Here is a 13,942-nt window from a genome sequence, read left to right as displayed (position 1 = left end):
ATGACTCGCGGGGATTTCGATCAGGCATCGGCCCCCGCGTCCGGCAGCGCAGGAGTATCGGCCTCCGTGCCCGCGTCCCCGGCCGTACCCACGTCCCTCGACCCGCCCGTGCCCCCGGACGCGCCCGCGTCCATGAGCGCCACCGCGGCCGCTCTGCGCCGGTGGCGGGCCACCCGCTCCCGGTTTCCGCACACCTCGCTGGAGCACCAACGGCGTCGGCGGCCCCGTGAGGTGTCCAGATAGAGCCGACGGCAGTTGTCGCCCTCGCAGCGGCGCAGTCCGGCTCGGGCCACCGGGTCGGTCAACAGCTCCACGACGTCGCGGGCCACAGCGGCCAGCAGCGCCCCGCATTCGGGATCGGTGCTCAGGGCCCGTACCAGCGTGCCGCTCCCGCCGCGTACGGCCCGCAGTCCCGGAGGGGCAGCTGCGGCGAGCGCGTTGACCCGTGCGAGGGCGCTCTCGGCTCTGCGGCCGGCGAGCTCGGCGGTCAGCAGGTGCTCCACGCCGGCCCTCAACTGCCGGAAGCGCACCACCCAGGTGTCGTCCACCGCGCCGAGGTGGGTGCCGCTCGGCACGAGTCCGGCGGCCACCAGCCAGTCGGCGAGCCGCTCGGCGCCGTCGAGCAGTTCGCAGGCGCCGGAGGTGCCGATCCCTGTTGCCACCAGGTCCAGGCAGGGGCGCCCGCAGTCGAACCGCCAGTCGTACGAGCTCTTGCCCGCCGCCATGCGTAGGTCACCGCCTCGGGGTCTCCGATCGGGGTCTCCCCCAGGGTGCCCCTCGGGCGTCCACCCCGGAACCCCTGCTGCCGTACGGGTCCGCGCCGACGGGGGCCCGTACGGTGTCCCGATGGACAACGACCCCCGTACCGCCGCTCCGGAGGCCGGGCCGCTCCTGCTCCGGCCCTGGCTGCCCGAGGACATGGCGGCCCTGATCGAGGCGTACCGCGATCCCGCGATGCGCACCATGCTGCGCGTGCGGGTCACGGACGAGGCGGAGGCACGGCACTGGCTGCGGGTGCAGCAGGAGGGCCGGGAATCCGGCAGCCGCTTCAGTTTCGCGGTGATCGATCGCGATCTCGACGACGAGCTGGTCGGCAACGTGGCGCTCAAGTACCCCTCACCGGGCTCCGCCGGCGCGGAGGTCGGCTACTGGACGACGGCACGGGCGCGCGGCCGCGGGGTCGCCCCGCGAGCGCTCGGGGCGCTCACCGACTGGGCGTTCGAGGCGTTCGCGGGGGACGGGCTCGTGCGGCTGGACTTGTTGCACCAGGCGGGCAACGACGCGTCCTGCCGGGTCGCGGAGAAGAGCGGTTACGGCTTCGCGGAGGTCGTCCCCGCGCATCCGCCGTGGCCGCTGGACGGGCACCGGCATGTGCGGCTGCGCACCGGGCACGTCCGGTAGCCGTTCCGTCCCGTCGCCGGGCGGACCCCCTCCGCTCCCACACCCGCCCGGTGGAACGATGCCGGTCCGGGATCACCGGCGCCGGTCGGTCCGCCCGGGGCCGTCACCCCGTCGGCGACGGACCGTCGTGCAGAATCCGCTGGAACAGCCGGTGGTCGCGCCACTCGCCGTTGATGTGCAGATAGCGCGGGGCCATGCCGTACTGCTCGAAGCCGCACTTGGCGAGCACCCGCTGCGAGGCCTCGTTGTCCAGCACCGTCCCGGCCTCGACCCGGTGCAGCCGCAGATCGTCCCTGGCCACTTCGCAGACCCGCTCCACGGCGGCCGTGGCCAGGCCGCGGCCCGCGTGCTCGACATCGACCCAGTAACCAAGGTTTCCGCTGCGGAAGGGCCCGAGCACGATGCCGGTGAGGTTGAACCCGCCCACCGCGCGGTCCTGTTCGTCGGTGAGCACCCACGGCATCGCCCGCCCCGCGTCACGGTCCGCGAGCATTCCGGCCAGCCGTTCCCGCTGTCCCTGCTCGGTGTAGAAGGCGTCGGGCCGCACGGGCTCCCAGCGGCTCATGTACGCGCGACTGCGGGTCAGGGACACGGCGAGGGAGGCGGCGTCGGCCGGGGTGGCGGGACGCAACCGTATGCCCGCGTCGAGCCGGTGGATGTCATCGATCATCCCGTCACGCTATCCCGGCCCCGTCACACGGTCACGCCGCCTCCCGCGCGGACAGGACAGCCCTCAGACGGTCGAAGGTGCGGATCAGCTCCGCCCGCCGCTTCTCCTTGTGCTCCGGTTCGGGTTCGAGACCGTCGATGGTCCGTTCCCACACGTCCATGAAGGTCTTCTCCCAGCGCTCGACCACCGCCGCCCCGGGCACCGTGGCGCCGACGTAGTGCTGCTCGGCGATCAGACACAGCAGCTCGACATTGCACGGCACGGCGACGCCCCAGTACTCGTCGGGCTCCAGGCCGACCGGGTCGCCGGCCATGGCCTCCTCGATCTCCGAGACGAGCCGCCCGGTGATGCCCGACAGATGATCCGCCGCCGTGTCGTCGTCGAAATTCCCGCTGCCCCAGGTACCCACAGGGCCCCCTCCGGTCGTCGTTCCGTGCCTGCGACCGTTCTAGCAAGCCGCACTGACAACGGCCGGGTTCCGCCCGGCAGACCCCACCGGCGGCAACGGACGCCGTTCCTGCGAGCCGCCCTTGCGACGGCGGGCGGGGCGCGAGCGCCGTGCGGTCCTGGACGCCCGCGTATGGAGCTGCGCGCCTGAGCGATGGAGCGGGACCGTCCTCGCCACTTCACTGGGAGACATGACAACCACTCGGCCCATGCGCCCCTCCCGCACCCCGCAGCACCTCGTGCTCGGCGGTGCCGCCGTCGCCACCGGACTGGTCGCGGGCACGTTCTACGTGTTCTCCTGCGCGGTCATGCCGGCCCTCGGGCGCAGCGACGACCGGACCTTCATCGAGGTCATGCAGAACATCAACGACGTCATCGAGAACCCGGTCTTCTTCGCCGGATTCTTCGGGGCGCTGATCCTCACGGCGGTCGCCGCCTGGCAGCAGCGCCGCTCCCCCGGCCCGCGCCTGTGGATCCTCGCCGCCCTCGCCGTGTACGCCGTCGCCTTCCTGCTCACCTCGGGCGTCAATGTCCCGCTGAACAACGCCCTCGCGCACGCCGGGAATCCGGCGCGGATCGCCGACCCCGCAGCCGTGCGCGAGAGATTCGAGGGCGCCTGGGTGGCCTGGAACGCCGTCCGGGCCGTCCTGTGCACCGCTGCTCTCGCCCTGCTCCTTCGTGCCCTGTTCCTGGCGGCTCGCAGGCATCCGCGAGGTTCTCAGGAATCCGCGTACTCGCTGTCCCCCACCGGGTCCAGCGCCAGCCGGTAACCGCGTTTGACGACCGTCTGGATGAGCCGGGGCTCGCCCAGCGCCGTACGCAGCCTCGCCATGGCCGTCTCCACCGCGTGTTCGTCGGTGCCGCTGCCGGGCAGTGCGCGCAGCAGGTCGGCGCGGGCCACCACCCAGCCCGGCCGGCGGGCCAGGGCATGGAGCAGGGCCATTCCGGCGGGCGGCACCGGGCGCGGCTCGCCGTCGACGATCACGGCATGACCGCGGATCTCGACCCGATGTCCGGCGACCGGCAACGCCCTCACTCGGGCGGGTAGTTCATGGCACAACAGCTGAACGAGCGGCGCCAGCCGGAAGCGCTCCGGCTGGACGGTGCCGATCCCGCGGGCCCGCAGCGGAACGGCGGTGACCGGTCCGACGCAGGCCACGAGAACGTCGTCGCGCAGCGCACCCAGAAGTTCCGGCAGCAGCCCGCGCTTCTCCGCCCGGCCGAGCAGCGAGGCGGCGGCGGGAGCGCTGGTGAAGGTGAGGGCGTCCAGGCCCCGGGCCAGGGTGGTGTCGAGCATCCGGTCGAGGGGGGCGATGTCCTCGGGGTCCACCCAGCGGTAGACGGGTACGGCGACGACCTCGGCCCCCGCCGCGCGGAGGGGTTCGATGAAGCCGGGGAGGGGTTCGCCGTGCAGTTGGAGCGCGATGCGGCGGCCTGCCACCCCCTCGTCGAGGAGCCGGTCCAGCACCTCCGCCATGGACTCCGAGGCGGGGGACCACGTCTCGGTCAGCCCGGCGGCCCGGACGGCGCCCTTGACCTTGGGGCCGCGGGCCAGCAGTTCGGCGCCGCGCAGGGTCTCCAGCAGCCGGCCGCCGAGACCCCAGCCGTCGGCGGCCTCGATCCAGCCCCGGAAGCCGACCGCGGTGGTGGCCACGACCACATCGGGGGCGGAGTCGACGATGTGGCGGGTGGCGGCGAGGAGTTCGCCGTCGTCGGCGAGCGGCACGATCCGCAGGGCGGGCGCGTACACGACGGCCGCCCCCCGTCGCTCCAGCAGTGCGCCGAACTCCTCCGCGCGGCGTGCGGCGGTGACCCCGACGGTGAAGCCCGTGAGTGGCCCGTGCTGTTCGTCCTGGTGCATGTGGTCTACCCGGCTCTCGTCCCGCTGCTGCCCGATGATGCCGAGGGCCGAGCCTGCCAACGGTGCGTGACAGACCTGGTTCACCCGTATTTCCCGCCCGTTACGTCGCATGACATCGAACAGTCATGATCGCACCTCGCCCGCACCACGACGCGGCCGAGCCGGGGCTCGGCAGGTGCGGGCACCGACCGGGTGCGGCCCGGCGAAGGTATACCGTCCCTCCACCGCCCCGAACCCGTGCCGCTCCGGCCTCCGTCGCGCCATCGTCCGGACCGCTTCCGGTGTCCGCCCTTCCCTGATCCGCCCTTCCCTGATCCGCCCTTCCGGACGCCTGGATCAGGCAGGCCCCGCCATGAGCGACGCGTCGGGTTCCGGCAGCCAGCTCCCCTCGGGACGCACCATCCAGCCCTCCTCGGAACCCAGTCGGGCCGCGGCTTCGCGCAGGGCGTCGAGGCCGGGGTGACGCAGCCCCTTGCGCCAGACCAGCAGGAGCGGGGAGATCGGTACGGGCCGGACCAGCGGACGCATCACGGTGCCCGGCAACGGCGGAAAGTCGACCATGCACAGCACCGGGTGCCCCGACTTGGCCGTGACCCGTTGGAATTCGGCCGCACCGATCGCGAGCGGTACGGGTGGGGCCAGTTCGACGCCCCACTCGGCGAAGAGCAGCCGAGCGAGATCCGTCCACTCCGTGGTGCGCGGGTTCCCGGCGCCCGCGTAGACGGTCTCACCGGCCAGGTCGTCCAGCGCGACGGCCTCGCGCGCGGCGAGACGGTGATCGACGGGGAGCAGCACGGCCATCGGCTCGTACCGCACCGGCTGGACGCCGAGCCGGGCCCGGACCGCGGGGTCGAGTCCGGCGGCCCGGCCGAAGGAGACATCGATCCGACCGGCGAGGATCTCCCCGGCGGCCCAGGTGAGCCCGCTCTCGAAGCGCGCCATCAGCTCGCACCCCGGAGCCAGCTCCCGCGCGCGGGCGAGGACCCGGGCGGCCGTCATGCCGTCGGTGTTGAGGTCGACGAACAGCGGCCGGGCAGCGGGGTCGGTGAAGGCCGCGGCAAGATCGGCGTGCGCCTCCAGCACCCGCCGGGCGTACGGGAGGAGCCGTTCGCCGTCGGTGGTGAGGGAGACCTGCCGGGTGGTCCGTACGAACAGCTCCGCACCCAGTTCGCGTTCCAGGCGGCGGATGTCCCGGCTCAGCGCCTGCTGGGCGAGGTAGAGCCGGGCCGCGGCACGGGTGAAGTGCAGTTCCTCGGCCACGGCGACGAAGGCACGGAGCAGCCGGGGGTCGGTATGGGGATGCGTCGGGGCGCCCCTGTCGGCGGCGGAGGAAGCCATGGCGAGAATTTACAACACAAGTGCGTCAATCGGTACGGAGAAGGTGTTGGACCGCGTGGGCCGCGCGCACCGAGGGTTGAGCCATGCCGTACGAGAGAACCCCGTCCGCCGCCCCCCTGCTCGCCGTCTCCGGAGATCTGCTGGTCATCGCCCCGCGTGCGACCGCCCCCGCCCGGCCCGTGTCCGCCAATCCCTACCGCAGGCTGCTCGCCACCCCGGGCGCGCGTGCGTTCACGGCCGGTAACCTTCTCGCCCGGGTGCCCATGGGCATGTTCAGCGTCAGCGCGGTGATCATGATCGCCGGTTCGCACGGCTCCTACGCCCTGGCCGGTGCCGTCACCGCGACCGGCCTCGCCGCCACGGCGGTGGTCGCACCCTGGACGGCCCGGCTCGTCGACCGGTACGGGCAGGCCAGGGTCGCCGTGCCCGCCACCGCGATCGCCGTTCTCGGATCGATCGCTCTGCTGCTCTGCGTGCACTACGGCGCCCCGGTCTGGACGCTCTTCGCCTCCTACGCCGCGACCGCCACCACCCCCAACACCGGCGGGATGTCCCGTGCCCGCTGGGCCCATCTGCACCGGGGCGACCCGGCCGCCCTGCACACCGCGAACTCCTTCGAACAGGCCGTCGACGAACTCTGCTTCATGCTCGGCCCGGCCCTCGCCGCCCTGCTGTGCGCGGCACTCTTCCCGGAGGCCGGAACACTCGTCGGGGCAATCCTGCTGATGACCGGCGTGCTGATCTTCGCCGCCCAACGCGCCACCGAACCGCCGGTGGCGCCCCGTACCCACGCGGGTTCCCCGCTCCGCGCCTCCGGCATGCCGGCCCTGCTCGCCGCCTTCCTGGCCACCGGAGCGGTCTTCGGCGCGATGGAGGTCGTCACGATCGCCCACGCCGGGGGTGCGATCCTGGCCCTCCAGGCAGCCGGATCATGTGTGGCGGGGCTGTGGTACGGATCGCTTCGCCCGGCCGCGGACATCCGGCGCCGGCTGCTGGGCTGCCTGGCGGGCATGACGGCGCTGATGTCCCTGCCACTGCTCGCCGCCTCCTCGACCGATTCGCTGCTCGCCCTCGCCGGCGCGCTGCTGCTGGCCGGTGCCGCCACCGCCCCCACCATGGTCACCGGGATGACGCTGGTACAACGCCTCACTCCCGAGGGCCAGTTGAACGAGGGCATGACCCTGGCCGTGACCGCACTGCTGGGCGGGATCGCCGTGGGATCGGCGACCGGCGGCTGGATGGTGGAGCACACGGGGCAGGTGACCGGCTATGTCGTACCGATGTGCGCGGCGGGGCTGGCGCTGATCATCGCGGGGGCCGGGGTCCGTGCCCCCCGGAGCTGATGCCGGGCGGGACAACTCCGGGCACAAGAACGAGGACCCCGTTGCCGGTGGGCAACGGGGTCCTCGTTCACATGGGAATTGTGGAGATGGCGGGAATCGAACCCGCGTCCAACGGTGCAGAATCAGGGCTTCTCCGTGTGCAGTTCGCTGCGATTTTCTCGGCCCCGGAGATCACGCGAACAAGTCTCCGACGGGCTCAGTCACTGTTTGATTTCCTTCCAGGCCCCGTGACCGGGTCTAGAAGTTTAGATCCCTTGATGATGCCAGGATCCGGGTCGGGATCACCCCCGGGCTGACACTTCGCAAGTCGCTACTTAGGCAGCGAGGGCGAAGGAATCGCGCTTGGTGTTGGCGATTATTGGTTGCGACATATGGTTTACGAGATCATTGCCGCTTCCTCGACACGCTTCCCCTGCTTCGACATCCGCTGTCGAAACCGATCATCCCCATGTTGTGTTTTCAATGTATGCACCCGCTGTGGAGTGCAGTGCCATCGTACGTGACCAACGCACGACGATGCCAGCCTATTCCTGCGAGCCGCCGCCGGCTCCGCACGCACGCTCCCGGCTACGCGCTGCGCTGGCGCCGGCGCGCTGCCGAGATCGCACGGTTGGTCTCCCGCAGATCCTGCTTCTCGCGCAGGGTCTGCCGCTTGTCGTACTCCTTCTTGCCCTTGGCGAGCGCGATCTCGACCTTCACCCGGCCGTCCTTGAAGTACAGCGCGAGCGGCACGATCGTGTGCCCCGTCTCGCCGGACTTCGACTCCAGCTTGTCGATCTCCGCCCGGTGCATCAGCAGCTTGCGCTTCCGCTTGGCCGAGTGGTTGGTCCAGGTCCCCTGCACGTACTCCGGGACGTGGATGTTGTGCAGCCATGCCTCGCCGCCGTCGATCTGGACGAAGCCGTCCACGAGCGAGGCCCGGCCCAGCCGCAGCGATTTGACCTCGGTGCCCATGAGTACGAGACCGCACTCGTAGGTGTCGAGGATGTGGTAGTCGTGCCGCGCCTTCTTGTTCTGCGCGATGAGCTTGCGCCCGGTGTCCTTTTCCTTAGCCATAGTGCGGCCATTTTCGCACTACGACCCACCCCCGAGGCCACTCAATACTGTCTCGGCCCGCCGCTCGGCCCCGGAGCCGACCGCGAGGTCCGGGGTGATGCCGCGGCCGTCGACCCCTCGGCCCGCCGGCGTGCGGTAGTGGCCGACGGTCAGCTCGGCCACCGAACCGCCCGGGAGCTTGCTGGGCATCTGCACCGAACCCTTGCCGAAGGTGCGCGATCCGACGGTCACGGCACGGCCCCGGTCCTGGAGCGCGCCGGTGAGGAGCTCGGCCGCGCTCATCGTGCCGCCGTCCACGAGGACGACGAGAGGGCGGACGGTGTCGCCGCCCGGCTGCGCGTAGAGCGCGCGCTGCTCGCCGTGCACGTCGTACGTGGCGACCAGGCCGCCGTCCAGGAACGCGGAGGCGGCGGTGACGGCCTCGGCGACCAGGCCGCCGGAGTTGCCTCGGAGATCGAGGAGCACCCCGGCGCGCGCCGGTGCGTCCCGGACCGCGTCGCGGACCTTCGCACCCGAGCCCCTGGTGAACGAGTCGACCTCGATCAGTACAGCCGCGGAGGAATCGGAACGGCCCGGTCCGATCCGCCGCACGGTGACGGCCTCGGTGGTGAGTTCGGCCCGCCGCAAGGTCTCGGTCCGCAGCGCGGCGCCCCGCTGGACCCCCAGACTGACGGTGGTGCCGACGGCCGCCTCCGTACGGTCTCCGCGCAGCAGGGCGACGACCTCGGAGACGGGGCGCTTGTCGACCCGACGGCCGTCGACGGTACGGAGCAGGTCACCCGGCTCGATGCCGGCCCGCTCGGCGGGGCCGCCGGGCTGGACCCGGGCCACCTCGACCAGTCCGTCGGCGGAGCGCTTGGCGGAGATCCCGACGCCGGTGTACGAACCGTCGAGGGCCTGCTCGAACTCCTCGTACTGCCGCTCGTCGTAGACCGCGCCCCAGCGGTCGCCGCTGCGGCTGACGGCTTCCTCGGCCGCCTTCTTGCCGGACTTGCCGTCGGCCACGGCTCGCGCGGCGGCGGCGGCCACCTCGTCGCCGTCGAGGGTGGCGGCGACGGAACGGGTCACCGGTTCCGAGGACTTCGCACCGCCGCGCGGCAGGGAGCCGGTGGCCGCGGCGGTGGCCAGCACGCTCGCGAAGACCAAGGTCAGGGCCGCCCCGCGGCGCACACCGCGGGGCCCGAAACACTGCGTGGGACCCGACATGGCGTCGAGTCTAGGACAACGCCCCTGCGGCGCACGGCCGGTTGACCGTGCGCCGCAGGGGCGCTTGTCACACCTTCAGGTACTTGCGGAGCGCGAAGAGAGCGGCAACGGCGGGCATCAGCAGACCGATCGCCAGGACCAGGGGCAGCTTGGTGAAGACCGCGTCCCAGCCGATGAAGTCGATCAGATTGAGCTTGCTCTGCAGCGCCAGGCCACCGTCGATCAGGAAGTACCGGCCGGCCAGCAGCATCACGCAGGCGAGCACGCCGCCGAGGAGTCCGGCGAACGCGGCCTCCATGATGAACGGCATCTGGATGTAGAAGCCGGAGGCGCCGACGAGCCGCATGATGCCGGTTTCACGCCGTCGGCTGAACGCGGACACCCGGACGGTGTTGACGATCAACATCAACGCGATGACCAGCATCAGCGCCATCACGAAGAGGGCGGCCACGTTCATGCCGTTCATCAGCTGGAAGAGGTTGTCCAGGATGGATCTCTGGTCCTGGACGGACTGCACCCCGTCGCGGCCGGCGAAGGCGGTGGCGACGACCTTGTACTTCTTCGGGTCGTGGAGCTTGACCCGGAACGACTCCTGCATCTGGTCCGGCGTGATGTTGCTCGCCATGGGCGAGTCGCCGAACTGCTGCTGGTAGTGCTTGTACGCCTGGTCGGCCGACTCGTACGTGACCGTCTGGACCGCGTCCATCTTGTGGAGATCGGCCTCGATCTCCTTCTTCTGCTCCGCGGTGACAGCACCCTTGGCGCACTTGGGCGTGGAGGTCACATCGCTCTTGCTGCAGAGGAAGATCGAGACGTTGACCTTGTCGTACCAGTAGTCCTTCATCGTGCTGACCTGCTCGCGCATGAGCAGCGCGCCGCCGAACAGGGCGAGCGAGAGGGCGACGGAGACGACGACGGCGAAGGTCATCGTGAGGTTGCGACGGAGGCCGACGCCGATCTCCGACAGGACGAACTGGGCGCGCATGGCGTCCTTTCAGTGCTCGATGCTCAGTGCTGGTAGCCGTAGACGCCGCGGGCCTGGTCGCGTACGAGACGGCCCTTCTCCAGCTCGATGACGCGCTTGCGCATCTGGTCGACGATGTTCTGGTCGTGGGTCGCCATGATCACGGTCGTACCGGTCCGGTTGATCCGGTCCAGCAGCTTCATGATGCCCACGGAGGTCTGCGGGTCGAGGTTGCCGGTCGGCTCGTCCGCGATCAGCAGCATGGGGCGGTTCACGAACGCCCGCGCGATCGCCACTCGCTGCTGCTCACCACCGGAGAGCTCGCCGGGCATCCGGTCCTCCTTGCCGCCGAGGCCGACCAGGTCGAGAACCTGCGGCACCGCCTTGCGGATCTCACCGCGCGGCTTGCCGATGACCTCCTGCGCGAACGCCACGTTCTCCGCGACGGTCTTGTTGGGGAGGAGCCGGAAGTCCTGGAACACCGTGCCCAGCTGGCGGCGCATGTGCGGCACCTTCCAGTTGGACATGCGCGCGAGGTCCTTGCCCAGAACATGAACCATGCCCTGACTGGCGCGCTCTTCACGGAGGATGAGTCGCATGAAGGTGGACTTGCCGGAGCCGGAGGAGCCCACCAGGAAGACGAACTCGCCCTTCTCGATATCGAGAGACACATCCCGTAGAGCGGGACGGCTCTGCTTCGGGTAGGTCTTGGAGACGTTGTCGAATCGGATCACGGATGCACCACGGTCGGCCGGGAGTAGGTGTGCGTGACCATACGCGAAGCGGACTGAGGCGTGCAGGCGCGCGTCCGAGGATGGGTGTTTTATGGCGGAACGGCACCGGTCGACAGTGAGGCCGAAGCACTACAGATCGGGTGATGTCCGGCGGGCCGCGCCGAAATCCGCGCGAGCTGGCACAGTGGGAGGGGGAACGGATGCGTTTCCATGAGCGTTGTGCGGAGTGAAGGCGTATGCGGCTCCGCCGCGCGGGAGGAGGAAAGCGCATGACCTATGACCGACTGGTGTGCGCAAACTGCGCGGCGCCCGTGAACGAGGGCCGTTGCCCCGTGTGCCGGGCCAGCCGTGAGCGGCTGCAGCAGGAACAAGGGCAGGGAATCTTCGCGGGACTGAGCCCTGTGACGCTGGTGGCCCTGCTCGTGGTGCTGCTGGGGGCGCTGGCACTGCTGGCGCACCAGAGCGTGTAGCACCGGAGCGCGCGGTCGAGGCCGTCCGTCCGCCTGCGAAAGCGTGTACGTGTACGCGGAGGGGCCCGGGATGCCGACAGGCGTCCCGGGCCCTTCTGTGCGCACCTGGCCCTTAGGCGACCGTACGGCCGTTCATCAGGCGAGGCAGGATCCGGAAGCCGATGCCTCCGGCAATCATCGTCGCGGCGCCGACCAGCAGGAACGTGGTCTCGGCGGCACCGGTCTCGGCGAGCTCGTCCTTGCCCTTGCCCTGCTCGACCGGCTGGTTGCCGGCCGAGTCGGGGGTGGTGTTGTCCGCGCACTTCGCACCGTCGAGGTCGACGGTGCAGGTGTTGGCGTCGCCACCGGTGGTACCGGAGGAGGCGTTACCGGCGGTACCACCGTTGCCGGAGGTGCCTCCGTTACCGGAGGTACCGCCGTTGCCGGAGGTGCCACCGTTACCGGAGGTGCCGCCCTGGTGGCCCGCGCCACCCTGGTCGCCCGCACCACCCTGGTCACCGGCACCACCCTGGTCGCCCGCACCACCCTGGTCACCGGCACCACCCTGGTCGCCCGCACCACCCTGGTCACCGGCACCACCCTGGTCACCGGCACCACCCTGGTCACCGGCGCCACCCTGGTCGCCCGCACCACCCTGGTCGCCCGCACCACCCTGGTCACCGGCACCACCCTGGTCGCCACCCTGCGTGGTGCCGCCCTGGTCGACACCGCCCGGGTCGCCGCCCCCGGACTCGCCCGACGGCCCGGTGAGGCCGGCGTCGATCCCCAGACCGGATTCGTCGACGTGAGCGTTGGCCGACAGCCCGGCAACGTTGACATCGACGCCGACGGCCGATGCCACACCGGCAGCGGTGAGCGAGGCGCCTGCGGCGATCACCGCACCCGCGGCTATCCGCGCGACGCGTACTCGCGTCTTCTTGGTCATCTGCTGCTACCCCCAGTAGCTGTTCTCGTCAGTGGAGCAGCCATATGCGGGCCCCGGCTCTGCGGGGTTCGCTCCGAACGGCGCCACATCGAGTCGTGGCCATACCGCCCGCCCCCGTTCACACCCGTCCCAGACATACGCATGCTGCCCTAGCACCCTGTCCAGAGTTAAGGACTACGTCAAGGCCGTTCCGGGCAATGTGAACCGGTTTGCTCGTAGTTGACCGTCATTCAGAATCACGACTGTGACGCACTCGCCACGGCGTCTGCGCAACTCGGAGGCCCAACTCCCTTTCGGAGCAGCTCCGTACCGCCCCCGACGAAAACGGCGGCGCCGGAACCCTTGGGGATTCCGGCACCGCCGCAGGAAACAGAGGCAAGGAACAGGACAGGAACAGGCCCCTGCGGCCCGCCTACTTCTCCCGCTGCTTGCGCCAGCGGATGCCCGCCTCCAGGAAGCCGTCGATCTCGCCGTTGAAGACCGCTTCCGGGTTGCCCATCTCGAACTCCGTACGCAGGTCCTTGACCATCTGGTACGGGTGCAGGACGTACGACCGCATCTGGTTGCCCCAGGAGTTGCCGCCGTCGCCCTTGAGGGCGTCCATCTTGGCCTGCTCCTCCTGGCGGCGGCGCTCAAGGAGCTTCGCCTGGAGGACGTTCATCGCGGACGCCTTGTTCTGGATCTGCGAGCGCTCGTTCTGACAGGAGACGACGATGCCGGTCGGGAGGTGGGTCAGGCGCACCGCGGAGTCCGTGGTGTTGACGCCCTGACCGCCCGGCCCCGACGAGCGGTACACGTCGACGCGGAGCTCGGACTCGTCGATCTCGATGTGGTCGGTCTGCTCGACCACGGGCAGCACCTCGACACCCGCGAAGGACGTCTGGCGACGGCCCTGGTTGTCGAAGGGCGAGATCCGGACGAGCCGGTGGGTGCCCTGCTCGACGGAGAGCGTGCCGTAGGCGTACGGCACCTGGACGGCGAAGGTGGTCGACTTGATGCCGGCCTCTTCCGCGTACGACGTCTCGTAGACCTCGGTCTTGTAGCCGTGCCGCTCGGCCCAGCGGATGTACATGCGCTGGAGCTTCTCGGCGAAGTCGGCGGCATCGACGCCACCGGCCTCGGCCCGGATGTTGACCAGGGCCTCGCGGGCGTCGTACTCGCCGGAGAGGAGCGTACGGACCTCCATCTCGTCCAGCGCCTTCCTGACCGACTCCAGCTCGGACTCGGCCTCGGCGAGGGCATCGGCGTCGCCCTCGTCCTGGGCGAGCTCGAAGAGGACCTCAAGATCGTCGATCCGGCCGCGGAGGGCCTCGGTCTTGCGGACCTCGGCCTGGAGGTGCGAAAGCTTGCTGGTGATTTTCTGCGCCGCCTCCGGGTCGTCCCAGAGGGAGGGCGCGGCCGCCTGCTCCTCAAGCGCGGCGATGTCCGCCCTCAGCGCATCCAGGTCCAGGACGGCCTCGATCGACCCCATGGTCGAGGAGAGGGACTTCAGCTCTTCGGAAATATCGACGACTGCCACGGGTCCAG

General features: G+C 70.5%; 15 protein-coding genes and 1 other RNA gene. 4 read left to right on the top strand and 12 right to left on the bottom strand.

Annotated elements, in window-relative coordinates; all coding sequences use genetic code 11:
• Positions 1–20: 20 nt before the first annotated feature.
• Positions 21–725, bottom strand: coding sequence for a CGNR zinc finger domain-containing protein (locus ACIOHC_RS00285; RefSeq protein WP_389635942.1), 705 nt, complete (start codon positions 723–725; stop codon positions 21–23).
• Between the two features lie 121 nt (positions 726–846).
• On the opposite strand from ACIOHC_RS00285, the gene ACIOHC_RS00280 reads away from it, so the two are divergent.
• Positions 847–1,401: a GNAT family N-acetyltransferase gene (locus ACIOHC_RS00280; protein WP_389635944.1), complete on the top strand. Its 555-nt coding sequence runs from the start codon at positions 847–849 to the stop codon at positions 1,399–1,401.
• A 103-nt stretch (positions 1,402–1,504) separates the two neighbouring features.
• Here ACIOHC_RS00280 and ACIOHC_RS00275 read toward each other — a convergent pair whose 3' ends face one another.
• The gene (locus ACIOHC_RS00275) at positions 1,505–2,071 is read right to left on the bottom strand and encodes a GNAT family protein (protein ID WP_365689127.1); all 567 of its coding nucleotides are present in this window, start codon (positions 2,069–2,071) and stop codon (positions 1,505–1,507) included.
• A gap of 31 nt (positions 2,072–2,102) precedes the next feature.
• Entirely contained in the window at positions 2,103–2,480 is a 378-nt protein-coding gene (locus tag ACIOHC_RS00270) for a DUF4259 domain-containing protein (protein WP_365689126.1), read from the bottom strand.
• Between the two features lie 229 nt (positions 2,481–2,709).
• On the opposite strand from ACIOHC_RS00270, the gene ACIOHC_RS00265 reads away from it, so the two are divergent.
• Positions 2,710–3,288: an anthrone oxygenase family protein gene (locus tag ACIOHC_RS00265; protein ID WP_365689124.1), complete on the top strand. Its 579-nt coding sequence runs from the start codon at positions 2,710–2,712 to the stop codon at positions 3,286–3,288.
• Here ACIOHC_RS00265 and ACIOHC_RS00260 read toward each other — a convergent pair.
• Together ACIOHC_RS00260 and ACIOHC_RS00255 are read right to left on the bottom strand one after the other, a co-directional pair.
• A complete protein-coding gene (locus ACIOHC_RS00260) occupies positions 3,237–4,379 on the bottom strand; it encodes a uroporphyrinogen-III synthase (RefSeq protein ID WP_365689259.1) in 1,143 nt (380 codons plus the stop codon). The two genes, ACIOHC_RS00265 and ACIOHC_RS00260, sit on opposite strands and share 52 nt — an antisense overlap.
• Before the next feature lie 336 nt (positions 4,380–4,715).
• Positions 4,716–5,717, bottom strand: coding sequence for a LysR family transcriptional regulator (locus ACIOHC_RS00255; RefSeq protein WP_351073536.1), 1,002 nt, complete (start codon positions 5,715–5,717; stop codon positions 4,716–4,718).
• Between the two features lie 83 nt (positions 5,718–5,800).
• Here ACIOHC_RS00255 and ACIOHC_RS00250 point away from each other — a divergent pair, with 83 nt between their 5' ends.
• Positions 5,801–7,060 (top strand): MFS transporter, encoded by a 1,260-nt coding sequence (locus ACIOHC_RS00250; protein WP_351073538.1) that lies wholly within the window; start codon positions 5,801–5,803, stop codon positions 7,058–7,060.
• Positions 7,061–7,138: 78 nt separating this feature from the next.
• Here ACIOHC_RS00250 and ssrA read toward each other — a convergent pair.
• The 5 genes from ssrA to ftsE form a co-directional block, all read right to left on the bottom strand.
• Positions 7,139–7,508: a transfer-messenger RNA gene (ssrA, locus tag ACIOHC_RS00245) on the bottom strand.
• A 119-nt stretch (positions 7,509–7,627) separates the two neighbouring features.
• Positions 7,628–8,116 carry an SsrA-binding protein SmpB gene (gene smpB / locus ACIOHC_RS00240; RefSeq protein WP_351073540.1) on the bottom strand — a complete coding sequence of 163 codons (489 nt, stop codon included), beginning with the start codon at positions 8,114–8,116 and terminating at the stop codon, positions 7,628–7,630.
• A gap of 18 nt (positions 8,117–8,134) precedes the next feature.
• Positions 8,135–9,322: a S41 family peptidase gene (locus ACIOHC_RS00235; protein ID WP_365689121.1), complete on the bottom strand. Its 1,188-nt coding sequence runs from the start codon at positions 9,320–9,322 to the stop codon at positions 8,135–8,137.
• 67 nt (positions 9,323–9,389) lie between these two features.
• The gene (gene ftsX / locus ACIOHC_RS00230; protein WP_351073544.1) at positions 9,390–10,307 is read right to left on the bottom strand and encodes a permease-like cell division protein FtsX; all 918 of its coding nucleotides are present in this window, start codon (positions 10,305–10,307) and stop codon (positions 9,390–9,392) included.
• A gap of 23 nt (positions 10,308–10,330) precedes the next feature.
• Entirely contained in the window at positions 10,331–11,020 is a 690-nt protein-coding gene (ftsE, locus tag ACIOHC_RS00225; protein WP_148018939.1) for a cell division ATP-binding protein FtsE, read from the bottom strand.
• 269 nt (positions 11,021–11,289) lie between these two features.
• Here ftsE and ACIOHC_RS00220 point away from each other — a divergent pair, with 269 nt between their 5' ends.
• Complete coding sequence (locus ACIOHC_RS00220; protein ID WP_351073547.1) at positions 11,290–11,490, top strand: hypothetical protein; 201 nt, start codon at positions 11,290–11,292, stop codon at positions 11,488–11,490.
• A 112-nt stretch (positions 11,491–11,602) separates the two neighbouring features.
• Here ACIOHC_RS00220 and ACIOHC_RS00215 read toward each other — a convergent pair whose 3' ends face one another.
• Both ACIOHC_RS00215 and prfB read right to left on the bottom strand, forming a co-directional pair.
• Positions 11,603–12,415 carry a hypothetical protein gene (locus ACIOHC_RS00215; RefSeq protein WP_365689118.1) on the bottom strand — a complete coding sequence of 271 codons (813 nt, stop codon included), beginning with the start codon at positions 12,413–12,415 and terminating at the stop codon, positions 11,603–11,605.
• 412 nt (positions 12,416–12,827) lie between these two features.
• On the bottom strand, positions 12,828–13,934 hold the full coding sequence (prfB, locus tag ACIOHC_RS00210) for a peptide chain release factor 2 (RefSeq protein WP_072489181.1): 1,107 nt from the start codon (positions 13,932–13,934) through the stop codon (positions 12,828–12,830).
• Positions 13,935–13,942 lie beyond the last annotated feature (8 nt).

This window comes from Streptomyces sp. NPDC088252, from assembly GCF_044740965.1.
Lineage (GTDB): Bacteria > Actinomycetota > Actinomycetes > Streptomycetales > Streptomycetaceae > Streptomyces.
This window is presented reverse-complemented; position numbering and strand designations above follow the sequence as displayed.